18 protein-coding genes and 4 tRNA genes are annotated in these 23,088 nt (G+C 58.8%); 15 read left to right on the top strand and 7 right to left on the bottom strand.

Annotated elements, in window-relative coordinates:
* Positions 1-101 precede the first annotated feature (101 nt).
* Genes G9Q84_RS18675 through G9Q84_RS18665 form a run of 3 tightly spaced genes read right to left on the bottom strand, consistent with a single transcriptional unit; the run spans position 102 to position 5,905 of the window.
* Positions 102-1,520, bottom strand: a complete 1,419-nt coding sequence (locus tag G9Q84_RS18675) for an efflux transporter outer membrane subunit (protein ID WP_181643879.1) — start codon at positions 1,518-1,520, stop codon at positions 102-104.
* Between the two features lie 7 nt (positions 1,521-1,527).
* Complete coding sequence (locus G9Q84_RS18670) at positions 1,528-2,694, bottom strand: efflux RND transporter periplasmic adaptor subunit (protein ID WP_181643847.1); 1,167 nt, start codon at positions 2,692-2,694, stop codon at positions 1,528-1,530.
* Positions 2,684-5,905: an efflux RND transporter permease subunit gene (locus G9Q84_RS18665; RefSeq protein WP_181643846.1), complete on the bottom strand. Its 3,222-nt coding sequence runs from the start codon at positions 5,903-5,905 to the stop codon at positions 2,684-2,686. The genes G9Q84_RS18670 and G9Q84_RS18665 overlap by 11 nt, the downstream gene beginning before the upstream one ends.
* 194 nt (positions 5,906-6,099) lie before the next feature.
* On the opposite strand from G9Q84_RS18665, the gene G9Q84_RS18660 reads away from it, so the two are divergent.
* Entirely contained in the window at positions 6,100-6,510 is a 411-nt protein-coding gene (locus G9Q84_RS18660) for a PA0061/PA0062 family lipoprotein (protein ID WP_099600964.1), read from the top strand.
* Here G9Q84_RS18660 and G9Q84_RS18655 read toward each other — a convergent pair.
* Positions 6,507-6,659, bottom strand: coding sequence for a hypothetical protein (locus G9Q84_RS18655; RefSeq protein WP_163034900.1), 153 nt, complete (start codon positions 6,657-6,659; stop codon positions 6,507-6,509). The two genes, G9Q84_RS18660 and G9Q84_RS18655, sit on opposite strands and share 4 nt — an antisense overlap.
* A gap of 211 nt (positions 6,660-6,870) precedes the next feature.
* Here G9Q84_RS18655 and G9Q84_RS18650 point away from each other — a divergent pair, with 211 nt between their 5' ends.
* Positions 6,871-7,533 carry a C39 family peptidase gene (locus tag G9Q84_RS18650; protein WP_122756704.1) on the top strand — a complete coding sequence of 221 codons (663 nt, stop codon included), beginning with the start codon at positions 6,871-6,873 and terminating at the stop codon, positions 7,531-7,533.
* A 19-nt stretch (positions 7,534-7,552) separates the two neighbouring features.
* Here G9Q84_RS18650 and pbpG read toward each other — a convergent pair whose 3' ends face one another.
* Entirely contained in the window at positions 7,553-8,476 is a 924-nt protein-coding gene (gene pbpG, locus G9Q84_RS18645; protein ID WP_032890050.1) for a D-alanyl-D-alanine endopeptidase, read from the bottom strand.
* A gap of 207 nt (positions 8,477-8,683) precedes the next feature.
* Entirely contained in the window at positions 8,684-9,538 is an 855-nt protein-coding gene (gene folD / locus G9Q84_RS18640; protein ID WP_032889913.1) for a bifunctional methylenetetrahydrofolate dehydrogenase/methenyltetrahydrofolate cyclohydrolase FolD, read from the bottom strand.
* Between the two features lie 275 nt (positions 9,539-9,813).
* Between folD and G9Q84_RS18635 the strand changes: the two genes are divergently transcribed.
* The 11 genes from G9Q84_RS18635 to G9Q84_RS18585 all read left to right on the top strand — a co-directional run bounded on the left by G9Q84_RS18635 (position 9,814) and on the right by G9Q84_RS18585 (position 20,047).
* Positions 9,814-9,890: transfer RNA gene (locus G9Q84_RS18635), tRNA-Arg, on the top strand.
* A gap of 32 nt (positions 9,891-9,922) precedes the next feature.
* Positions 9,923-9,998: transfer RNA gene (locus G9Q84_RS18630), tRNA-His, on the top strand.
* A gap of 57 nt (positions 9,999-10,055) precedes the next feature.
* Positions 10,056-10,140 (top strand) — tRNA-Leu (locus G9Q84_RS18625).
* Positions 10,141-10,216: 76 nt separating this feature from the next.
* Positions 10,217-10,292: transfer RNA gene (locus G9Q84_RS18620), tRNA-His, on the top strand.
* 600 nt (positions 10,293-10,892) lie between these two features.
* Positions 10,893-12,203 (top strand): trigger factor, encoded by a 1,311-nt coding sequence (gene tig / locus G9Q84_RS18615; RefSeq protein ID WP_032889911.1) that lies wholly within the window; start codon positions 10,893-10,895, stop codon positions 12,201-12,203.
* 91 nt (positions 12,204-12,294) lie between these two features.
* Positions 12,295-12,930: an ATP-dependent Clp endopeptidase proteolytic subunit ClpP gene (gene clpP, locus G9Q84_RS18610; protein WP_003174822.1), complete on the top strand. Its 636-nt coding sequence runs from the start codon at positions 12,295-12,297 to the stop codon at positions 12,928-12,930.
* 112 nt (positions 12,931-13,042) lie between these two features.
* Positions 13,043-14,326 carry an ATP-dependent Clp protease ATP-binding subunit ClpX gene (clpX, locus tag G9Q84_RS18605; RefSeq protein ID WP_003238279.1) on the top strand — a complete coding sequence of 428 codons (1,284 nt, stop codon included), beginning with the start codon at positions 13,043-13,045 and terminating at the stop codon, positions 14,324-14,326.
* A 173-nt stretch (positions 14,327-14,499) separates the two neighbouring features.
* Positions 14,500-16,896 carry an endopeptidase La gene (lon, locus tag G9Q84_RS18600; protein ID WP_032889909.1) on the top strand — a complete coding sequence of 799 codons (2,397 nt, stop codon included), beginning with the start codon at positions 14,500-14,502 and terminating at the stop codon, positions 16,894-16,896.
* Positions 16,897-17,045: 149 nt separating this feature from the next.
* Positions 17,046-17,318: an HU family DNA-binding protein gene (locus G9Q84_RS18595; RefSeq protein WP_003174819.1), complete on the top strand. Its 273-nt coding sequence runs from the start codon at positions 17,046-17,048 to the stop codon at positions 17,316-17,318.
* A gap of 230 nt (positions 17,319-17,548) precedes the next feature.
* The gene (locus G9Q84_RS18590; RefSeq protein ID WP_122680601.1) at positions 17,549-19,423 is read left to right on the top strand and encodes a SurA N-terminal domain-containing protein; all 1,875 of its coding nucleotides are present in this window, start codon (positions 17,549-17,551) and stop codon (positions 19,421-19,423) included.
* Positions 19,424-19,522: 99 nt separating this feature from the next.
* Positions 19,523-20,047 carry a GNAT family N-acetyltransferase gene (locus tag G9Q84_RS18585; RefSeq protein WP_122765519.1) on the top strand — a complete coding sequence of 175 codons (525 nt, stop codon included), beginning with the start codon at positions 19,523-19,525 and terminating at the stop codon, positions 20,045-20,047.
* On the opposite strand, the gene G9Q84_RS18580 is transcribed toward G9Q84_RS18585, so the two are convergent.
* Entirely contained in the window at positions 19,994-21,199 is a 1,206-nt protein-coding gene (locus G9Q84_RS18580) for an MFS transporter (protein WP_181643845.1), read from the bottom strand. The two genes, G9Q84_RS18585 and G9Q84_RS18580, sit on opposite strands and share 54 nt — an antisense overlap.
* Before the next feature lie 119 nt (positions 21,200-21,318).
* Between G9Q84_RS18580 and G9Q84_RS18575 the strand changes: the two genes are divergently transcribed.
* Together G9Q84_RS18575 and G9Q84_RS18570 are read left to right on the top strand one after the other, a co-directional pair.
* Positions 21,319-22,215 (top strand): LysR family transcriptional regulator, encoded by an 897-nt coding sequence (locus G9Q84_RS18575; protein ID WP_181643844.1) that lies wholly within the window; start codon positions 21,319-21,321, stop codon positions 22,213-22,215.
* Positions 22,216-22,304: 89 nt separating this feature from the next.
* Positions 22,305-23,087: a DUF2242 domain-containing protein gene (locus tag G9Q84_RS18570; RefSeq protein ID WP_181643843.1), complete on the top strand. Its 783-nt coding sequence runs from the start codon at positions 22,305-22,307 to the stop codon at positions 23,085-23,087.
* Position 23,088 lies beyond the last annotated feature (1 nt).

Below are 23,088 nucleotides of genomic sequence, written 5' to 3'. Positions count from 1 at the left end.
GCGGTATTTCATTCAAGGCATCAATAACTGACCCACCGTTATAGAGAGCAAGTCGCACCGCCCCTCCCAGATCTAGAGCTGTGTCAGGTCCGAGAATGATGTCAGGCGCCAGGTTGCCAGCCGCCGCCGAGTGCCGTCACGAGTCCTACACTGGCCTGCAACTGCCGCGTCTGCACCGCCTGCAATGTCCGTTGCGCTTGCAACGCCGCCGTCTGCGCCGTCACCACATCCAGGTAACTCACCGCACCTGCTTGATAGCTGTTCATCGCCAATGATTGCGTATGTTGCGCCGCGTCCGCCGCCGCTTGCTCATCCTGCGCTTCCTGCTGCAAATCCCGCAGTTGCGCGAGGTTATCTTCCACCTCACGCACGGCCTTCAGTACCTGGCTGCGGTACTGCGCGGACGCTTCTTCAAACTCGGCCTTGGCCTGGCGTTCATTGGCGCTCAGGCGCCCGCCATCAAAGATCGGCAGGTTCACCAACGGCCCCAGCGCCCAATACCGATTACCCGCCGAGAGCAAATTCCCCACGCCCTGCGTCTGCCCGCCGATCAGCCCGGTCAAACTGAAATCCGGATACCACGCCGCCTTGGCTACGCCGATATTCGCGTTGGCCGCAAACACCCGGCGTTCTGCCGCCGCAATGTCCGGGCGACGTTGCAGCAGGTGGCTTGGCAGCTGCGAGGGAACCCCCGGCAGGGCGATCAGTTGCTGGCCGGGCGGCAGCGTAAAGTCGCTGGCTGCCACACCCACCAATTCACCGATGGCGTGCTCGGTGAGGTTGCGTTGCCCGCGTACCTCATCCAATTGCGCCCTGGCCTGCGCCAGTTGATTTTGCGCACGGGTCAGGTCCAGCTCCGAGGCTATCTGGCCCTCGTAACGGCTGCGGGTCAGTTGCAGTGCCTGGCTGAAATCCTCCAGCGAGCCAGTAAGAATCCGGCTCTGCGCATCCAGCCCATTGAGCTGCACGTACAAGGTCGCCAACTGACGCTGCAAACTCAGGCGCGCCACCGCCAGGTCATCCCCGGACGCTTGCGCCTGGGCGTCACCGGCCGCGACCTGATTGCGAATTTTGCCCCACAGGTCCAGGTCGTAACTCAATGAAAAACCGGCGGTGTTGCTGTTGTACACCGACGGCTGCGTCTCCCCCCGTAGCGGCCGCGAGTCAGATTGGCGCTGGCGCAACGGTTGTGCGCTGGCGGTAATCTGCGGGAACAGCCCGGCATGTAACTGACTGGCATAGGCTTGGGACGCATCGAAGTGCGCCAGCGCTGCAGCCAAGTCCGGGTTGGCCTTGAGCAATTGCTGTTGCAGGTCATTCAGGCCCGAATCGTTGTAGAGCTTCCACCATTCGGGGGCCAGTTGGTCGGACGGCTGCGCGCTGTGCCAGGGGCCGTCGCTGGTCTGTTCGCGGTAGTTGGCTGGCAGGTCAATCGACGTCACCTTGTAGCTAGGCGCCATCGAGCAACCTTGCAATACCAGCAGCGTCAACGCAGCGAGTGGTTTAAGCCCTGTGCGCATGCGCACCTTAAGCCTTACGCGCATGCGCACCTCCGGCGTCGGCCAGTTGCACAGCGTCGCCTTCGCGCAGAGCGTCGGGCGGGTTGTCGACCACGCGGTCGGCAGGTTTCAGGCCCTGGTCGATTACCAGGCGTTCGCCCAGGTCGAGGCCGATATGGATGGCTTGCAGGTGCACATGGTTCTGCCCATCCAGTACCGCGACCTGGGTGCCTTGGGCGCGAAAGATCAACGCGCTGGCCGGGATGCTCACACCATGGGTGTCGGCCGGAATCGGCAGCGTGGCTTCGGCGTAATCACCCGGCAGTAGCGCGTCGTCGGGATTGTCGACCACGAACTGCGCGAGCAGGGTGCCGGAGCGGCGATCGATGGCAGTGGAGTCGCCGATCAGCCGTGCCTTGAAGTGCTCGCCAGGGTGTTCGGGCACGGTGAGCCGGGCTTCCAGGCCGGGGTGAATCACTGCCGCGTAGTTCTGTGGCACGGGTACATAAAGCCGCAGCTGGTGCGTATCCGCGATGCTGAACAACTCCGGGTCGCTGTCGGTGTCGGCCTTGATCAACTGGCCGATATCGGTGTTGCGCGCCGTGATGGTGCCGGCGAACGGTGCGCGCAGCGTCTTGTAGTCTTCCAGTGCGGACAGCCGCGCATAGTCGGCAGCAGCAGCCTGGGCATTGGCTTTGGCGGCCGCGGCGTTGGAGGTTTTTTCATCGGCTTCCTGGCGCGATACGGAGTGGCTCGCCAGCAGGTTTTGCCATCGGGTTGCGGTGGTTGCAGCGAGGCGCGCATTGGCCTGTTCCTGCACCAAGCGTGCATGGGCTTGCGCCAGTTGCTGGTCCAGGTCGGGGCTGTCGATTTCGGCGAGGACTTGCCCGGCCTTGACCTGGCGGCCGATGTCGACTGTCCAGTCCTTCAAATAACCGCTGACCCGGGCGTGGATCGGCGCCTTGCTCCACGCCTCAAGGTGCGCCGGCAGGCGCAAGGTATCGCCGGCCACATTCTGCTTGGGTTGAAACACCATCACTTGCGGGATGGCGGCTGTCTCTGTCCAGGCGGTGACCGATTGCTCGTGCAGCGTGCGGGCATGCAAGCCGTTGGCGACCAACAGGGCAGCCACGGTCAGGCCGCCGACACCCATGAGCATCAGGCGCTTGCGCGAGGGTTTGTGATCAGACGACATGTGGGGTTTCTCCTGCAACTGCGCGACTAGGGTGACGCCCGTGGACCAGGCTGAAGACCACGGGAACAAACAACAGGGTGGCGATGGTGGCGAAGATCAAACCACCGATCACCGCACGGCCCAGCGGCGCGTTTTGCTCCTCGGACAGCGCCAGGGGCAACATGCCGATGATCATCGCCAGGGCCGTCATGCACACCGGGCGGAAGCGCGTGTAACCGGCCTCCAGCGCGGCCTTGAGCGCATCACCATGTTCGGCCAGGCGCTCACGGCAGAAGCTCACCACCAGGATTGAGTTAGCCGTGGCTACGCCCATGCACAAGATGGCTCCGGTGAGCGCCGGCACCGACAATGAGGTGCCGCTGAGGAACAGCATCCACACGATTCCCGCAAGTGCGGCAGGCAGGGCCGTGATGATCACAAACGGGTCGGCCCACGATTGGAAGTTGACCACGATCAGCAGGTAGATCAGCACCACAGCGCCGAGCAGGCCGAAGCTCAAGCCGCTGAAGGCTTCATGCAGCGCGTCGATCTGGCCGTGCAGGCTGATCGTCGCGCCTTTTGGGCGCATGGACGCGGTGTCATCCAGCACCTTTTGCACGTCGCGGGCTACGCCGCCGAGGTCGCGGCCTTGCACGTTGGCGTACAGGTCCAGGGTCGGTTCGATGTTGTAGTGGGTCACCACCGCCGGGCTTTGCACACGGGAGATGGTTGCCACACCGCCGAGGATCTGCGACTGCCCGTTGGCGCCGGTGACGGGCAGCGCTTCCAGTGACGGAAGGCTGTCGAGGCGGTATTGCGGGGTGGCGGCGACGATGGAATAGGACACGCCGTTGGCCGGGTTGAGCCAGAAGGTCGGCGCGGTTTGCGAGCTGCCGGCGAGAGAGGCGACCATGCTGTTGGTCACGTCGCGCTCGGTAATGCCCAGGCCGTTGGCGCGCAGGCGGTCGACATTCACCTGCAGCGACGGGTAGCCGGTTGACTGCTGGATGCGCAGGTCGGCGATGCCGGGCACGTGTTGCAGGCGACGTTCCAGCTCGACGGCATAGGCGCGGTTTTCTTCATCGCTGCGCCCGGAGATTTTCACGTCCAGCGGCGCCGGCGCGCCGAAGTTGAGGATCTGGCTGCTGATGTCCGCCGGCAGGAACGCGAAGTGGCTGCCGGGAAAACTTTGCGGCAGCGCTTCACGCAGTTTTTTCACGTAGTCGGCGGTGGGCGCGTGGTGTTTTTTCAGGCTGACTTGAATGTCGCCATCCTGCGGGCCGATGGTGCCGCTGCTGCTGTAGGCCATGTCGATGCCGCTGAGCGGGATGCCAATGTTATCGACAATGGTGTCCAGTTCTTCGGCAGGGATGACCTCACGGATCCGCGCTTCAATGCGGTCGAAGGCGGCGGCGCTTTCTTCGATGCGCGTGCCCAGCGGCAGGCGCACATGCAGGGCCAGCGCACCGGCATCCGTGGCCGGGAAAAAGTCCTGGCCAAGGCTGGGCAATAGCAGGAATGAGGCGAACACACAGGCCAGAAAACCCACGATAAAGCGCTTGCGATGACCCAGGGCCAATGTCAGCAAGCCATGGTAGGTGTCGCGGATATTCGAGAAGTGGCGCTCGAACCCTTGCTGGAAATTCAGCACGGCTTGCAGCGCGGCAGTGCGCGGTTTCGTGTGCTGCTCACCCTCATGGTGGTTGATGAATTCATCTTCCGGATGATGTCCCGCGCCTTGCTCCGGCGTATGCGGCTTGAGCAGGAACATCGCCAGCGTCGGCACCAGGGTGCGCGAAAGAATGAACGAGCTGGCCATGGCAAAGATCACCGCCAGCGCCATGGGCCGGAATAGATAACCGGCGATGCCTTGCAGCAGGAACATCGGCACGAACACGATGCAGATGCACAGCAGCGAGACGAACGCCGGGCCGACAATTTGCGCGGCGCCGTCGAGGATCGCGGTCTTCACCGCCTTGCCTTGTTCCAGGTGCCAGTTGATGTTTTCGATGGTCACCGTGGCGTCGTCCACCAGGATCCCCACCGCCAACGCCAGCCCGCCGAGGGTCATGACGTTGAGGGTTTGCCCGCTGACGGCCAGCAGCGCAATCGCTGAGAGCACTGCCAGAGGAATCGACGCCGCAATAATGATCGTGGAGCGCCAACTGCCGAGGAACAGCAGGATCATCGCGCTGGTCAGCAGCGCGGCGATGATGCCTTCCTGGGCCACGCTGCCCACCGATTGCTTGACGAACACCGAGGCGTCGCCCAGCAACGAGGTCTTCAGTGACGGTGGTAGGGTCTCGTTGATGCGCGGCAGCATTCCACGGATACCGTCGATGATCGACAGGGTGGAAATGCTGCCGTTTTTCAACGCCGGCATCAGCACTGCGCGATGACCGTCGACGCGCACGATGTTGGTCTGCGGCGGCGAGCCGTCACGCACGTGGGCAACCTGGCCGATGGTGATCAGCGCGCCGTCGACGGTCTTGATCGGCAGGTCGTTAAGCTCATCGATGGCCTTGGGGCTGTTGTTGAGCAGGATGGTGTATTCGTTGGGGCCGAGCTTGGCAGTGCCCACCGGAATGATCTGATTCTGCAGCGCCAGGGCATTGCCCACATCCTGGGCCGACAGGCCTTTGGCAGCCAGCGCTTGCGGGTCGAGGTCGAGGGTGATCTGACGCTGCTTGCCACCCATCTGTGTGGGCATGGCCAGGCCGGGCAGGGCGCTCAACGGCAGGCGGATGTTGTTCTGCACCAGGTCGCGGATCTTGGCTTCCGAGAGGCTTGGGCTGGAAAACGCCATTTGCAGGATCGGCACCGTGGACGCGCTGTAGTTGAGGATCAGCGGCGGCGTGATGCCCGGCGGCATTTGCTTGAGCACGGTTTGTGACACGGCGGTCACTTGGGCATTGGCGGTGCGGATATCGACGCCGGGTTGGAAGAAGATTTTCACGATGCCCATCCCTGGCAGGGATTGGGATTCGATATGTTCGATGTCGTTGACGGTGGTGCTCAGGGAGCGTTCGTAGGTGTAGATCACGCGACCCGCCATGGCGTCCGGCGACAGGCCGTTGTACTGCCAGACCACGGCGACCACAGGGATGCCGATATCGGGGAACACGTCGGTGGGAGTACGCAGGGCCGCCATCGGCCCGATGATGCAGATAAATATGGCCAACACGATAAACGTGTAGGGCTTTTGCAGTGCGGTCTTTACCAGCCCGAGCATGCGTGAACCTCCGAGGGAGCAGGATTGCAAACCCCGGCAGTCTTGCCCGACCCACCTAACACGCGCCTTTCAGCCAGGTGAAGGAACATTTAGTTAAGGGCTGAAGATCGTTTCATATGGATTCATTTGTTCCAGGCAGCGCTGCTGGTCACGCTTGTCACCCATCGGACATATCGTCTTTTTGGAGCACTGCCATGTCACTTAAACCTCTGTTGTTGATCCCTGCATTGGGTGTCGTATTGCTGCTGTCGGCGTGCGCCGGCCCGATCCCTAAAGCGGATCCGAGTGAGGCCTGGATTGGTCTGACAGAGGATGCGCCGAATGACTTGCTGGCTGAGCGCGTGGACGGCAAGCGTGTGGATGACGGGCGCTATTTTGAGGTGACACCGGGGGCTCACAGCCTGGATGTTACGTTGTACGAAGAGGAGCCCGGCGACGACAATCAGCGGGATTGCCAAGGCCGGGTCGAATACGAAGCCTTTAAGGCGGGTGAGCACTACACGCTGGTGGAATCCAGCCTGGGCACCACCGTGCGTGCATCCTTAAAAGATGGCCACGGCAAGGAAGTTGCGGCGACGCGGGACTTCAATTGCATGCCTGGCTAGGCGTGGTGTGCCGCTGCCTTTAGGGGCTTGGCAGGTTTTACGTGGGGGTGATGGTGCCGACGGGTAATGCGCAACACCCCCCACAACATGGCGCCGGCAACCGCCAGCCAACCGCAGATCAACATCACAATCGTCGTTGCAAGGCTCATTCAGGCCTCCTTTCGCCCAGTACGGGGCACACACAGTCTTCTCAATGGACAGTCTAGCTACCTGACGGTTGCCTGCTATTGACCAATGGTCGTGTTCATCCAACTTGTTTGCTCTATCTCAGGCGGTAAACCCTGGCTTTGGGCTATACCCGCGTGGCCGAGCGCCCTATGATCAGGGCCCTTACCGGCAGTTGATCAAGAGAGTAAAAAATTGCGGTTACGGTCGAACGTTAAATCATCCCTGTTGCTGGCCTGCGCCATGGGCCTCGCGGCCTGTTCCGGGCATCCTTCGAAACTGCCGGGCTTGCCGGAGCGCGTCGAACTCAATGGTGTGCCGACCTTTCGCAGCGAGGCTTATCAGAGCGGTCCTACGGCGTTAGCCAGCATGCTGTCGCAACAAGGCATTGTCATGACACCGGGTTTGCTGGATAAGCCGCTGCGTTTGCCGGGCGGCGAAGCGGACCTGGAGCGCAACATGCAAGTGTTGGCGCGTGAGTACGGGCTGATGGTGTATCCACTGGATGCCAAACTGACGGCCGTGCTGGCGCAAGTGGCGGCGGGTTATCCGGTGATGGCGCGGGTGGGCGGCGGGCTGTGGTCGGATGCGCACTATGTTGTCGTGGTTGGCTTCAATCAGCAGAAAAGCACGGTTCTGCTGCGCTCGGGCATGGACCGGCGTTTATTGATGAGCTTCAGCGAGTTTGAATCGAAGTGGGCAAGCGCCGGGCACTGGGCGATCCTCACCCAGCGTCCGAGCCAGTTGCCAGCGAATGTGGATGCCCAGCGTTGGCGCGAGGCGGCAAATGCGACGGCCCAAGCCGGGCAGGAGCAGGCGGCGGCCCAGGCGCTTAAAGTATTGTCAGAACACCGATAAAAATGTGGTGCGGCGCCCTTTAACGGTGGGCTTGCGCCGCATTCGAGCGGTTCTTCAGATTTTTGTCGGCCTTGTAGCGCAATGCCACGTCCGGCACCGAACCGCCCTTGCCGGTCTCGACCCAGCTGCGAATACGGCTGGCATCGGCAAAGTGCGTGAACTTGCCGAACGCATCCAGGATCACCAGCGACACCGGGCGATTACCCATGCTGGTCACCAGTACCAGGCAATGGCCGGCCTGGTTAGTGAAGCCGGTCTTGGTCAACTTGATATCCCAGTTGGCGCGGTTGATCAGGTGGTCAGTGTTGGAGAAACCCAGGGTGTAGTTGGGCTTGCGGAACGCAACGGTCTTTTCCTTCGTGGTGCTCAACTGGCTGAGCAGCGGGTAGTGCCGTGCGGCAGCCAACAGCTTGCTCAGGTCGCGGGCGGTGGACACGTTGTGGATCGACAGGCCGGTGGGTTCAACATAGTGGGTGTTGGTCATGCCCAGCGCCTTGGCCTTGGCGTTCATCGCCGCGATAAATGCCGGGTAGCCCCCCGGATAGTGGTGGGCCAGGCTGGCGGCGGCGCGGTTTTCCGATGACATCAGGGCGATCAGCAGCATTTCCTTGCGAGGCATTTCGCTGCCGATTTTTACGCGGGAGAACACGCCTTTCATTTCCGGCGTGTCTTTGATGTTGATGTCGATGTACTCATCCATGTTCTGCTTGGCTTCAAGCACGATCAGGCCGGTCATCAACTTGCTCACCGACGCAATCGGCACTACTACGTCGGGGTTGCTGGCGTAGATGACCTTGTTGGTCTGCAGGTCCACCAGCATGGCGCTGCCGGATGCGATCTGCAGTTTGGATGGGTCGCGCGGCGCCTGGGTGGATTCGGCGGCGTGCGCAAAGGTGCCTGTGAACGCAAAAAATAGGCTGGCAATAGAAAGACGAATTTTCACGCGGATGAACTCGCTAAAAAAGTAGGAAATACCGTTGAGTAACGGTTTCTTTGATAAATGCCGTTACATTTTAGGAGTATGGACGATGGAGTGTCGAATGTTCTTCTAAAACCAGACGAAAGTGCTTAAAAACTAAGAAAAAACAGGTTTTTTTCGGGCAATAAAAAGCCCTGCGATAAGGCAGGGCTTTTTCAGTACGACTGGTTATTAACCGTGCAGGGTCTCTGCGGCGTACAGGGTGTTCTCCAGCAGGCAAGCGCGGGTCATCGGGCCGACGCCGCCTGGCACCGGGGTGATCCAGCCAGCGCGGGGCAGGGCAGTGTCGTACACCACATCGCCTACCAGCTTGCCGTCTTCCTGACGGTTGATGCCCACGTCGATAACGATGGCGCCTTCCTTGATCCACTCACCCTTGACCAGGCCCGGCTTGCCGGCGGCTACGACAACGAGGTCGGCACGACCAACGTGGCCTGCCAGGTCCTTGGTGAAGCGGTGGGTAACGGTCACGGTGCAGCCGGCCAGCAGCAGCTCCATGGCCATCGGGCGACCGACAATGTTGGACGCGCCGACCACAACTGCATCAAGGCCGTACAGATCGACACCGGTACTTTCCAGCAGGGTCATGATGCCTTTTGGCGTGCACGGACGCAGCAGGGGGATGCGCTGGGCCAGGCGGCCGACATTGTAAGGATGGAAGCCGTCGACGTCTTTGTCCGGGCGGATACGCTCCAGCAGCTTGGACGCGTCCAAGTGCTCGGGCAGTGGCAGTTGCAGGAGGATGCCGTCGATCGCAGGGTTGTCGTTGAGGCCGTCGATCAGATCGGTGAGTGCCTCTTGGGTGGTGGCGGCAGGCAGGTCATAGGCCTTGGATATAAAGCCGACCTCTTCACAGTCTTTACGCTTGTGCGAGACATAAACCTGAGAGGCAGGATCGCTGCCGACCAGGATCACCGCGAGGCCAGGCGTGCGCAGGCCTTGCTGGCTGCGCTCGGTGACTCGTTTGGCGATCTGCTGGCGCAGGCTGGCGGCGATTGATTTGCCGTCGATAAGTTGTGCAGTCATTACGCGTGATTAACCATCGAGAGGGGGAGGAGAAGTGCGCGCATTCTCGCACGCCACGGCGTGAGGGCAAAGGCGCTTGGTCTGCAAATTGGCCTAACCCCTTAAATAAAATGAATTTTTTTCAAAAAAGATTTGACGGGTTTCCGGGCCCTCTATACTATTCGTCGCACTTGTCGGGCACAGCCTAGCACTGGTTAAGAAGGTCGAGCAGAATTGTTGTACTGCAAGGCTGGAAGCACTTAGTTTGTAATCCTCTAAGAGTACAGATTAATAAGGCGCCCGTAGCTCAGCTGGATAGAGCATCCGCCTTCTAAGCGGATGGTCGCAGGTTCGAGTCCTGCCGGGTGCGCCATTAGGCAGCTTTGGCACAAGTAGCGCTATATGGTGGGCGTAGCTCAGTTGGTAGAGCACGGGATTGTGACTCCCGTTGTCGAGGGTTCGATCCCCTTCGTCCACCCCATATTTTGAAAAGGCGCCAGATTAATCGTCTGGCGCCTTTGCTTTAAGAGCTTCAAACGCGGATGTGGTGGAATTGGTAGACACACTGGATTTAGGTTCCAGCGCCGCGAGGCGTAAGAGTTCGAGTCTCTTCATCCGCACCAATTAAAGCTTCGCCAAGCCGTCAGGCTGGGTGGGGTCAACAAAGAAGATGTTCGAGTTCTTTGTTAATGCAATATGGTGGGCGTAGCTCAGTTGGTAGAGCACGGGATTGTGACTCCCGTTGTCGAGGGTTCGATCCCCTTCGTCCACCCCATATTTTGAAAAAGCGCCAGATCAATGATCTGGCGCTTTTTTTTGCATCTGGAAAAAGCCAGGTCTTGTTTCTGTGGGCGGTTGCGGTCGAGTAGTGCGACGCGCCTAGAGATTATGGTTGTCAAAAAAGCAAGCATTCTCAATGCCTTGGCGTTAGAATCGTTGCCGGTTTTGAACGTGTAGGACTGATGCTCGTCTATAGAGGGGTCAGTACCGCTATTAAATAGCGATAACGGCGCAGTACCTGAAAAGGGCTGTGCCGTTTTCGTTTAAGCGTTTCGAGTTTCAAGGGCGGGGCGCTTCATCGTATTTGTGTTTCTCGATGCTGCTTCCCTGTCGCCGGTCTTGCTCGCAAGGCTGGCTGCCGGGGCCTGCGTTCCTGGTCCTTCTATATATAGAAGGGTTGGCGCAGAGCCCTGGCGTGATGAGCTGTATTTGCTAACGGGATGAGGTGCACGCGTGCACTTGAACCTACAAATGGCCTGCTGTTTTTTTACCCGTTTCCAGTAGGGTGACTTCTTGAGTTTGACCCTCTAGAATGCATGCCCTTGATTCTGGGGTCGGAAACGGCCGGCTAACGTCTGTGCAACGAGGAATATTCATGCAAGTTTCTGTTGAAAATACTACTGCTCTTGAGCGCCGCCTGAGCATCACCGTGCCGGCAGAGCGTATCGAGACTGCGGTCAACAAGCGTCTGCAGCAGACTGCCCAAAAGGCCAAGATCGCTGGTTTCCGTCCAGGCAAAGTGCCGATGAGCGAAATCAAGCGCCGTTTTGGTGCTGATGCGCGTCAAGAAGCTGTAGGTGACGTGATCCAGGCTTCCTTCTACGAAGCCGTTGTTGAGCAAAAGCTGAACCCAGCTGGCTCGCCTTCGATCGAGCCTAAGTCCCTGGAAGCTGGCAAGGACCTGGAATATGTTGCCGTATTCGAAGTGTTCCCAGAGTTCGAAGTCGCCGGTTTCGACGGTATCGAAATCGAGCGCCTGAGCGCTGACGTCGCTGATTCCGACTTGGACAACATGCTGGAAATCCTGCGCAAGCAGAACACTCGTTTCGAAGTGGCCGATCGTGCCGCCCAGAACGAAGACCAGCTGAACATCGATTTCGTTGGCAAGGTTGACGGCGAAGTGTTCGCTGGTGGCTCTGCCAAGGGTACCCAATTGGTACTGGGCTCCAACCGCATGATTCCTGGTTTCGAAGACGGCCTGGTTGGCGCCAAAGCCGGCGAAGAGCGTGTTCTGAACCTGACTTTCCCTGCTGACTACCAAAATCTGGACTTGGCTGGCAAAGCTGCCGAGTTCACCGTGACCGTCAACAGCGTTTCCGAGCCTAAGCTGCCAGAGCTGAACGAAGAGTTCTTCAATCAGTTTGGTATCAAGGAAACCGGCATCGAAGGCTTCCGCACCGAAGTTCGCAAGAACATGGAGCGCGAGCTGCGCCAGGCCATCAAGTCCAAGGTTAAGAATCAGGTCATGGACGGTCTGCTGGCTGCCAACCCGATCGAAGTGCCTAAGGCTTTGCTGTCCAATGAAGTGGATCGCCTGCGCGTTCAAGCGGTTCAGCAGTTTGGTGGCAATATCAAGCCTGACCAACTGCCTGCCGAGCTGTTCGAAGAGCAAGCCAAGCGTCGCGTTGTGCTGGGTTTGGTCGTGGCTGAAGTGGTCAAGCAGTTCGACCTCAAGCCTGATGAAGATCGCGTTCGCGAAATGATCCAGGAAATGGCTTCGGCCTACCAGGAGCCTGAGCAGGTTGTGGCTTGGTACTACAAGAACGACCAGCAACTGAACGAAGTGCGTTCGGTTGTGCTGGAAGAACAAGTTGTGGATACTGTTCTGCAGAAGGCTAAGGTGACCGATAAAGCGGTCTCTTACGAAGAAGCAGTCAAGCCGGCGGAAGCAGCACAAGCCGACTGATTGTCCAACTCGTTGGAAATTCAACCATAAGCCAGCCTCGCGCTGGCTTATGCGTTTTCAAGACATGACTATTTGGGAGTAACTGCAGAGCATGTTCCGTAATTCCTATATTCAGCAGAACTCTGATATCCAGGCCGCAGGCGGCTTGGTCCCGATGGTTGTCGAGCAGTCTGCTCGTGGCGAGCGCGCCTACGACATCTACTCGCGCCTGCTCAAGGAGCGAGTGATCTTTCTGGTGGGCCCGGTAGAGGACTACATGGCCAACCTGATCTGTGCGCAGCTGCTGTTCCTTGAAGCGGAAAACCCGGACAAGGACATCCATCTCTACATTAACTCGCCGGGCGGTTCGGTGACGGCAGGTATGTCGATCTACGACACCATGCAGTTCATCAAGCCTAACGTCTCGACGACCTGCATTGGCCAGGCCTGCAGCATGGGCGCGTTCCTGCTGACGGCGGGTGCCGAGGGCAAGCGTTACTGCCTGCCGAACTCGCGCGTGATGATTCACCAGCCACTGGGCGGTTTCCAGGGCCAAGCGTCGGACATCGAAATCCACGCTAAGGAAATCCTCTTCATCCGCGAACGTCTTAACACGCTGATGGCCAAGCACAGCGGGCACACGCTGGAAGAAATCGAGCGCGACACCAACCGCGACAACTTCATGAGCGCCGAAGCCGCACGTGAATACGGGTTGATCGATGCAGTGATCGAAAAGCGCCCCGCTTAATATAAGCCGCTCAAAATAGGGCTGGTCGGCGTGTCCGATCATCGGCGGGCTTGAAAAAGCCCGCATAAGCCTTCATCTTGTGTTGCAAGCCTATCGGATTTGGATCGAACGAATGACTGACACCCGCAACGGCGAGGACAACGGTAAGCTGCTCTATTGCTCCTTCTGTGGCAAAAGCCAGCATGAAGTACGCAAGTTGATTGCCGGCCCCTCGGTGTTTATCTGCGACGAGTGCGTCGACCTGTGCAATGACATCATCCGCGAGGAGGTGCAGGAAGCACAGGCCGAGAGCAGCGCGCATAAACTGCCTTCGCCTAAAGAAATCAGCGGCATCCTTGATCAATATGTGATTGGTCAAGAGCGTGCAAAGAAGGTTCTGGCCGTAGCGGTGTACAACCACTACAAGCGTCTGAACCAGCGTGACAAGAAAGGCGACGAAGTCGAACTCGGCAAGAGCAACATCTTGCTGATCGGTCCTACAGGCTCGGGTAAAACCCTGCTTGCAGAAACCCTCGCTCGTCTGCTGAATGTTCCGTTCACCATCGCCGACGCTACCACCCTCACTGAGGCTGGCTACGTGGGTGAGGACGTCGAGAACATCATTCAGAAACTGCTGCAGAAGTGCGATTACGACGTAGAGAAGGCCCAGATGGGTATTGTCTATATCGACGAAATCGACAAGATCTCGCGCAAGTCTGACAACCCGTCGATCACCCGGGACGTTTCTGGTGAGGGCGTGCAGCAGGCTCTGTTGAAGCTGATTGAAGGCACGGTTGCTTCCGTACCGCCACAAGGCGGCCGCAAGCACCCGCAGCAGGAATTCCTTCAGGTTGATACGCGTAACATCCTGTTCATCTGTGGCGGTGCGTTCTCTGGGCTGGAAAAAGTTATTCAGCAACGTTCCACCCGGGGCGGTATCGGTTTCAGTGCAGAAGTGCGCAGCAAGGAAGAAGGCAAGAAGGTGGGCGAGTCCCTGCGTGAGGTTGAGCCTGACGATCTGGTCAAGTTCGGTCTGATCCCGGAATTCGTTGGCCGTTTGCCGGTCCTGGCCACATTGGACGAGTTGGATGAGGCTGCTCTGATTCAGATCCTCACCGAGCCGAAAAATGCCCTGACCAAGCAGTACGCCAAGCTGTTTGAGATGGAAGGTGTGGACCTTGAGTTCCGTACTGATGCCCTCAAGTCGGTAGCCAAGCGGGCGCTGGAGCGCAAGACCGGTGCACGTGGTCTGCGTTCTATCCTTGAAGGTGTATTGCTCGACACCATGTACGAAATCCCCTCGCAGTCTGAGGTGAGTAAAGTGGTGATCGACGAAAGCGTTATAGAAGGTAAGTCCAAGCCGCTGTATATCTACGAGAACAGTGAGCCGACTGCCAAAGCTGCGCCAGACGCGTAAGCGTTTCGCAGTTTCGGTACAAACAAGGGGCCCCTAGGGCCCCTTTGTTTTTTGTGCGACTTTTATCTTGAAGCGTTTACTGCGTTTAACTGCTGGCAATAAGCTTGTTTTTTTTGCATGCAGCCCCCATCTTGGTTTCAAGCTTATTTTTCAACTGTCATAGAGGCGAAATCATGAAGACAACCATTGAATTGCCTCTCCTGCCGTTGCGTGATGTCGTCGTTTATCCGCACATGGTTATCCCGCTGTTCGTGGGGCGCGAGAAGTCTATCGAAGCCCTTGAGGCAGCGATGACGGGCGACAAGCAGATCCTGCTGTTGGCCCAGAGAAATCCTGCCGATGATGATCCAGGCGAAGACGCCCTGTATCGCGTCGGTACAATTGCTACTGTCCTGCAACTGCTCAAACTGCCTGATGGCACCGTCAAGGTGCTGGTAGAAGGCGAGCAACGAGGTGCTGTAGAGCGTTTCATGGAGGTGGATGGTCATCTGCGCGCCGAAGTGGCGCTGATCGACGAAGTCGAAGCCCCTGAGCGCGAATCCGAAGTTTTTGTACGCAGCCTGCTCTCGCAGTTCGAGCAGTATGTGCAGTTGGGCAAAAAAGTCCCGGCTGAGGTCCTGTCTTCCCTCAATAGCATTGATGAGCCAAGCCGTCTGGTCGACACCATGGCCGCACACATGGCGCTGAAGATCGAGCAGAAGCAAGACATCCTCGAAATCATCGACCTGTCGGCCCGTGTTGAACATGTCCTAGCGTTGCTGGATGCCGAAATCGACCTGTTGCAGGTTGAGAAGCGCATTCGTGGTCGCGTGAAGAAACAAATGGAGCGTAGCCAGCGCGAGTACTACCTGAATGAGCAGATGAAGGCCATTCAGAAAGAACTTGGCGACAGCGAGGAGGGCCACAACGAAATCGAAGAGCTGAAAAAGCGCATTGATGCCGCAGGCCTGCCGAAAGACGCTCTTACCAAAGCTAATGCCGAGCTGAACAAGCTCAAGCAGATGTCGCCGATGTCCGCTGAAGCGACCGTAGTGCGCTCGTATATCGACTGGCTGGTGCAAGTGCCGTGGAAGGCCCAGACCAAAGTGCGTTTGGACCTGACACGTGCCGAGGAAATTCTCGACGCCGATCACTATGGCCTCGAAGAAGTCAAAGAGCGGATTCTCGAATACCTCGCCGTGCAAAAGCGCGTGAAGAAAATTCGTGGTCCGGTGTTGTGCCTGGTCGGACCTCCAGGTGTTGGTAAAACCTCTCTCGCCGAATCGATTGCCAGTGCGACTAATCGCAAATTCGTGCGCATGGCGCTCGGCGGTGTGCGTGATGAAGCGGAAATTCGTGGTCATCGCCGAACTTACATCGGTTCGATGCCAGGAAGATTGATTCAAAAGATGACAAAGGTGGGTGTGCGCAACCCGCTGTTCCTGCTTGATGAAATCGACAAAATGGGCAGCGACATGCGTGGCGACCCGGCATCGGCGTTGCTGGAAGTGCTCGACCCTGAGCAAAACCATAATTTCAACGACCATTACCTGGAAGTCGACTACGACTTGTCTGACGTAATGTTCCTCTGCACTTCCAACTCCATGAACATCCCGCCGGCCTTGCTGGATCGGATGGAGGTGATTCGTCTACCGGGTTACACCGAGGACGAGAAGATCAACATTGCGGTCAAGTACCTCGCGCCCAAGCAAATTTCGGCGAATGGCCTGAAGAAGGGCGAGATTGAATTTGACATCGAAGCGATCCGCGACATCGTGCGTTACTACACCCGCGAGGCCGGTGTGCGGGGCCTTGAGCGCCAGATCGCGAAGATTTGCCGCAAGGCAGTCAAAGAGCATGCGCTGGAAAAACGCTTCTCCGTGAAGGTGGTGGCCGACTCCTTGGAGCACTTCCTGGGTGTGAAGAAATTCCGCTACGGCCTGGCCGAGCAGCAGGATCAAGTCGGTCAGGTGACTGGCTTGGCGTGGACCCAGGTGGGCGGGGAATTGCTGACCATCGAGGCTGCTGTGATTCCAGGCAAAGGCCAGCTGATCAAGACCGGTTCCCTGGGTGACGTGATGGTTGAATCCATCACTGCCGCGCAGACCGTGGTGCGCAGTCGCGCCAGAAGCCTGGGGATCCCCCTGGACTTCCACGAGAAGCATGACACTCACATCCATATGCCGGAAGGTGCTACGCCTAAAGATGGCCCTAGCGCTGGCGTAGGCATGTGCACGGCCTTGGTGTCTGCATTGACCGGCATTCCGGTGCGTGCCGACGTTGCCATGACTGGGGAAATCACCCTGCGTGGTCAGGTATTGGCCATCGGTGGTCTGAAAGAGAAATTGCTTGCAGCACACCGGGGTGGTATCAAAACAGTGATCATCCCTGAAGAGAATGTTCGCGACTTGAAGGAAATTCCTGACAACATCAAGCAGGATCTTCAGATTAAACCGGTTAAATGGATTGACGAGGTCCTGCAAATTGCGCTGCAATACGCGCCAGAGCCCTTGCCGGATGTGGCTCCGGAGATAGTTGCCAAGGATGAAAAACGAGAGTCTGATTCCAAGGAAAGAATTAGCACGCATTAATGTGAATAAGCCTGGAGGCTTCCTTGACAGCTTTTTAGAGCCCTTGTTATAAAGCGGCTCTTAAGTGTCTGTAGGCCATTCAGCACTGGTTTTTGCTGTTTACCAAAAAACTTAGAATCATACTCAATAGATATATAAGGGGACTTAGAGTGAACAAGTCGGAACTGATTGATGCTATTGCTGCATCCGCTGATATCCCGAAAGCTGCTGCTGGCCGTGCGCTGGATGCAGTAATCGAATCCGTCACTGGCGCTCTGAAGGCCGGCGACTCCGTGGTACTGGTAGGCTTCGGTACGTTCTCTGTGACTGACCGCCCAGCTCGCACTGGCCGCAACCCACAGACTGGCAAAGCACTGCAAATCGCTGCTGCCAAAAAACCAGGTTTCAAAGCCGGTAAAGCCCTGAAAGAAGCCGTTAACTAAGCTTCGTTCAAGCCTTTGCTACCCGGGTCGGACGCAGGTCTGGCCTGGCAGCGGAGCGGTAGCTGACCCACGTATCCATTGGGTCGCCACGCCGGGGGTGCAAGTTCAACCCCCCGTCCGCTCCGCCAGTTACGAGAAGGCGCATCCTCGGATGCGCCTTTCTTCTATCCGGATTCTACCCACGCTCCACGGTTGCCAATTTTTGAAGTTCAACCGTTTCTGGGGGACGCATGCTGCAAAATATCAGGGACAATTCACAAGGCTGGATTGCCAAGACCATTATCGGGATCATCGTCGCATTGATGGCGTTCACCGGTATCGAAGCCATTTTCCAGGCTTCGGGTACTAACAAGCAGGACGTGGCCAAGGTCAACGGTGAAGAAATCACCCAGACCGAGCTGAGCCAGGCCGTCGACATGCAACGTCGACAGCTGATGCAACAGTTGGGCAAGGATTTCGACGCTTCGCTCCTCGACGAAAAACTGCTGCGCGAGGCGGCTCTCAAAGGCCTGATCGACCGCAAGCTGCTGCTGCAGGGTGCTGCCGATTCCAAGTTCGGGTTCTCTGAAGCTGCATTGGATCAGGTGATCCTGCAAACGCCGGAATTCCAGGTTGACGGCAAGTTCAACGCCGAACGCTTTGACCAGGTGATCCGTCAGTTGGGCTATAGCCGTCTGCAGTTCCGTCAGATGATGACCCAGGAAATGCTGATCGGTCAGGTTCGCGCAGGCATTGCCGGTAGCGGTTTTGTCACCGATGCCGAAGTGCTCGCATTCGCCCGTCTGGAAAAACAGACTCGCGATTTCGCCACCGTCAACATCAAGGCCAACCCTGCGGCGGTGAAGCTCACCGACGAAGAGGTCAAGGCTTACTACGACCAGCACGCCAAAGAGTTCATGACCCCGGACCAGGTGGTCATCGACTACCTGGAATTGAAGAAGTCTTCTTTCTTCGACCAGGTCAACGTCAAGGACGATGAGCTGCAGGCGGCCTATCAGAAAGAAACCGCCAACCTCGCTGAACAGCGTCGCGCGGCGCACATCCTGATTGAAGTCAACGACAAGGTTTCCGACGCGCAAGCCAAGGCTAAGATCGAAGAAATCCAGGCACGCCTGGCCAAAGGTGAGAAGTTCGAAGCCCTGGCCAAGGAGTTTTCCCAGGATCCTGGCTCTGCCAACAACGGCGGTGACCTCGGCTTCGCTGGCCCTGGCGTCTACGATCCGGACTTCGAAACGGCCCTGTATGCGTTGAAACAGGACCAGGTCTCGACGCCGGTGCGCAGCACCTTCGGTTGGCACTTGATCAAGTTGTTGGGCGTTGAAGCACCGCAAGTGCCGACGTTCGCCAGCCTGAAAGACAAACTGACCCGTGAGCTCAAGGCCCAGCAGGTAGAGCAGCGTTTTGTCGAAGCGACCAAGCAATTGGAAGATGCGGCATTCGAAGCTTCTGATTTGGCTCAGCCTGCCTCTGACCTGAAGCTGACCGTGCACACCTCCGCACCGTTTGGCCGTGAAGGTGGTGACGGTGTCGCGGCCAACCGTGCCGTGGTCACCGCTGCGTTCAGCCCGGAAGTGCTGGATGAAGGTGCCAACAGCACCGCCATTGAGCTGGACCCGGAAACCATCATCGTGCTGCGTGCCAAAGAGCACCGCAAACCTGCGCAACTGCCGCTGGAAAGCGTTGCTGCGGCAATCCGCACGCAGATGGCCAAGGAGCGCGCCAGCGCGGCTGCCAAGACTCACGCTGACGAGCTGATCGCCAGCCTGCGTGATGGCAAGACACCGCTGAACCAGCCGGTCGATGGTCAGGCGTGGAAAGTCACTGAAGCGGCTACCCGTAGCCAGGAAGCGATCGACCCAGCCGTATTGCAAGCCCTGTTCCGCATGCCTAAGCCTGCGGTCAAGGACAAGCCGACCTTCACCACCGTGACCCTGGCTGACGGTAGCCTGGCGATCGTGCGCTTGAACGGCGTGAATGAAGCTGCAGCCCCATCGGAAGAAGAAAAGGCCCAATACCGCCGCTTCCTCGCTTCCCGTGTCGGCCAGCAGGACTTCGCAGCGTACCGCAAGCAGTTGGAAACCAAGGCTGATATCAAGAAGTACTGATGTTGGTTTGAACAAGAAGCCCCCGGCCTGAAAAGACCGGGGGCTTTTTTATGTGCGCTAGACTGGGTGCTCGGTATCGTCGACCCAGGAGTTCCATGCATGTTGATTCAAGGAATGGACGGCTTGCTGATCCGCCGCGCCCGTGTGGCGGATGTTTCTGCCGTGCTCCAGGTGTTCGACGAGGTGATTGCATGGTTCGTTGGCATAGGCAATACCCATCAGTGGGGCACCGAGCCCTGGTCGGCGTTGCCCCGGCGGGTCGCGCAAGTGGCTGAAGCCTGCGCGTTGCCCGGGGCGTGGGTGGTAGAGGATCCCGCAGGGCGTATCCGTGGAGCGCTGGTTTTGGGCGATCCTATGCCTTATGTACCGTTGGCGACTGAGCCCGAGGTGTATGTGCGCCTGTTGATTGCCGCGCGTGACCCGCGTGTTCGCGGCCTTGGGCGGCGCATGATGGCCTTTGCCGATGATCAGGCCCGGGCAGTAGGCGTCACGCGTTTGCGTGTGGACTGCTACGGCGGCGGGACAGGGGATCTGGTGCGTTTTTATGTGTCCTGTGGCTACGAGCGCATTTCAACATTCGACTTGGCGGGCTGGCCGGGCCAACTGTTGGGGCGCCGTCTGTGATGCGCCGGCCCAGGCCAGTAGCATCAGTAGCATAACGGCCCATGGAAAGCCCGCGACGCCCCAGCCCTGAAGCAACACGCCACCCGCCAGCCCGCCACCGGCTATCCCCAAGTTCCACACGGTCACCAGCATTGATTGTGCGGCATCCGCCGACTCGCCCGCCGATTGGGCCAGTGCGGTTTGCAACAGCGCCGGCAGGCCGCCGAACGCCAGGCCCCATAACGCCACGGCGGTATAGATGACTGCCGGCACATTGATCCAGAACGCCAGCGCCAGGGCGATCAGGCCAAACAGCGCACAACTGATTAATAGTAAGGCGCGCAGCCACCGGTCAATCAACACACCTGCCAACCAGATGCTAAGCACCGCCGAGAGGCCAAACACCAGCAGCACTCGGTCAACATCCGCATCGATCCCGGCGGGCACCAGCAACGGGGCGATGTAGGTGTAGAGAATGTTGTGGGCCAGCACGTAGGTAAACGTTACCCACAGCACCGGACGAATTCCTGGCAGGTTCAGCACCTGGCGCAGCCCCAAGCGTTTATCCGCCCGTTCGCCAGCAAAATCCGGCAGTTGCCAGCGTGCCCAAGCCAGTAACACCAAGGTCAGCCCGGTCATGATTGCAAAACTCAGGCGCCAGCCAACGGCGGTGCCGAGGAAGGTGCCCGCAGGCACACCCAGTGACAGCGCCAGCGGTGCACCCAGCATGGCCACGGCAATGGCGCGACCTTGCAAGTGTGGCGACACCATTCGGCTCGCATAACCCGCTAGCAACGCCCAAAGCAGCCCGGCGAAGACCCCGGCAAAAAATCGCGCCACGAGGGTCAGCCCGTAGTGGCTGGACAGCGCGGTTACGCTGTTGACCAAGGCAAAGCCGCCGATGGCCATCAGCAGTAACGGTCGTCTGCGCAAGCCGCGGGTCAGCAGCGTCAGGGGGATGGCTGCCAGCAACGAGCCAAGGGCATAGACCGTGACCAGTTGACCGACCAGGGCGGGCGACACGCCTAGGCCTTCGCCTATCTGGGGTAGTAATCCGGCGGGCATGGCTTCGGTGAGGATGGTGATAAAGCCAGCGCTGGCCAGGGCCAGTAGACCGCCCAGCGGTAATGAATCCCGCTGGGCTGATGCGGCGAGTGAAGGGCTGCTGCTCATGACGTTTTATCCAGGTAAAAGGGCAAGCGGGCAGAGTAGGGGGCTGTGGTTGACGGAAAAACAGGCTAAGGTTCCGAACTTATCGGACGCAAGTGTCCGCAATCGCTGAAGGCGGGATCATGGACAGCTTGGGCAGCCTTTCGGTGTTCGTGCAGGTGGCGCAGACGCTCAGCTTCACCGCCGCCGGCCGTGTGCTGGGGGTGTCGTCGTCGGCTGTAGGCAAAAGCATTGCGCGGATGGAAGAGCGCCTGGGCGTGCGGCTGTTTCACCGCAGCACGCGCAGTATCACCTTGACCAGTGAAGGCTCGCTGTTCCTTGAACGGTCGCGGCGGATTCTCGCTGAGGTGGAAGCAGCCGAGCAGGAACTGACAGACGCCGGTGCAACCCCACGGGGCAAGCTGCGTATCAGTGTGCCGCAGGTGCGTGGCTTGTTGATGCCAGTACTCAGTGACTTTATGCGCGTCTATCCGGATATCGAGTTGGATGTGGATTTCTCTGACCGTATGGTGGACGTGATCGAGGAAGGTTTCGATGCGGTGATTCGCACGGGCAAGCCGGAAGATTCGCGGTTGATAGCGCGCCACCTGGGTCACTACCAGTTGGTGCTCGTCGCCACACCGGGATACTTCGCCCAACACGGCACCCCGCAGCAACCACAGGACCTGAATGGCCACGCCTGCCTGCGCCACAAGTTCTGCGCCACGGGCAAGCTCGAGCCCTGGCCGTTGCGTCTTGCCCCGGGTACTGCGGAACCGCTGTTACGTACGCCGTTGGTCAGTACCACCATTGAGTCTCTGAACCACGTGGTGCTCGAGGGTTTGGGCATTGCCTGCCTGCCGGACTACATGGTCAACCAGGCCGTGGGCGAGGGGCGCTTGCAACGGGTGTTGGATGATTACTTGGAACACCGGGGCAGTTTCTGGATGTTGTGGCCCGGTCGCCATACCTCGACCAAGGTACGCGTGTTTATTGACCATATGTGCGCCGGGCTTTTCCCTGCAGGCCCCGGTGCGTAACCCTGTGACGTTTTACCGACAGGAATGCGCGCGCCAAGGCCTCGTTCTGTTGCACAATACCGCCCAGACCGTTTTCCTCAGGATCTTCAATGTCGACATCATTCCACTTGCGTAGCCTCGGGCTGGCGCTGGTGCTGGCGGGCGCCGCGGGCTGCTCGTCACCCAAGACCGCTATTTATGAACATGAGAACTTCGACGACTCCGGTACGTTTTCCCGGGATTACCCCGTTAGCGATGTAGCAGCGTGCGAGGCCGCGCGGCGTGCCTTGCTGAGCCAGGGCTACATCATCACCAGCAGCGACCCGAAACTGGTCGTGGGTAACAAGAGTTTCCAGCAGACCGGCGAAACTCACCTGCAGATCAGCTTCAACGTGGTGTGTGCCGATGACGGCAAAGGTAAAAAGCACTCGACGATGTTTGCCAACGCCCTTCAGGATCGCTATGCGCTGAAGAAGGTCAACAACTCCGCGAGCCTCGGTGTAGGCGTGCTGGGGTCGGTGTCGATGCCGATTGGCTCCACCGATGACTCGATGGTGAAGGTGGCGAGTGAAACGGTGTCCGCGCCGAAGTTCTACGATCGCTACTTTGCGTTGGTGGACGTCTTCCTGCCCCAGGAAGTGAAGAAGGCTGAGCATATCCCCGAGCAGCCAAAGGCGGACCTCGGTGTGCCGGAGCCGAAGGCCGCACCCGCTGCGGAGAAAGTCGAGGCGCCGAAGGAAGAGCCTGCCGTACCAGCTGCTGCGGAGCCGGTTGTGCCTGCGCCTGAAGCCGCACCGATTGCCCCGCAGGCCGAGCCCGCACCCGCCACGACCACGCCGGACATGCCGGCGCCGACAGAAGCGATTCCGCCCCTGCCAACGCCTGCGCAGTAGT

Origin of the sequence: Pseudomonas sivasensis, from assembly GCF_013778505.1 — a bacterium.
Taxonomy (GTDB): Bacteria; Pseudomonadota; Gammaproteobacteria; order Pseudomonadales; family Pseudomonadaceae; genus Aquipseudomonas; species Aquipseudomonas sivasensis.
Note: the sequence above shows the minus strand (reverse complement) of the source record. Positions and strands in the feature narration are given on the sequence as shown.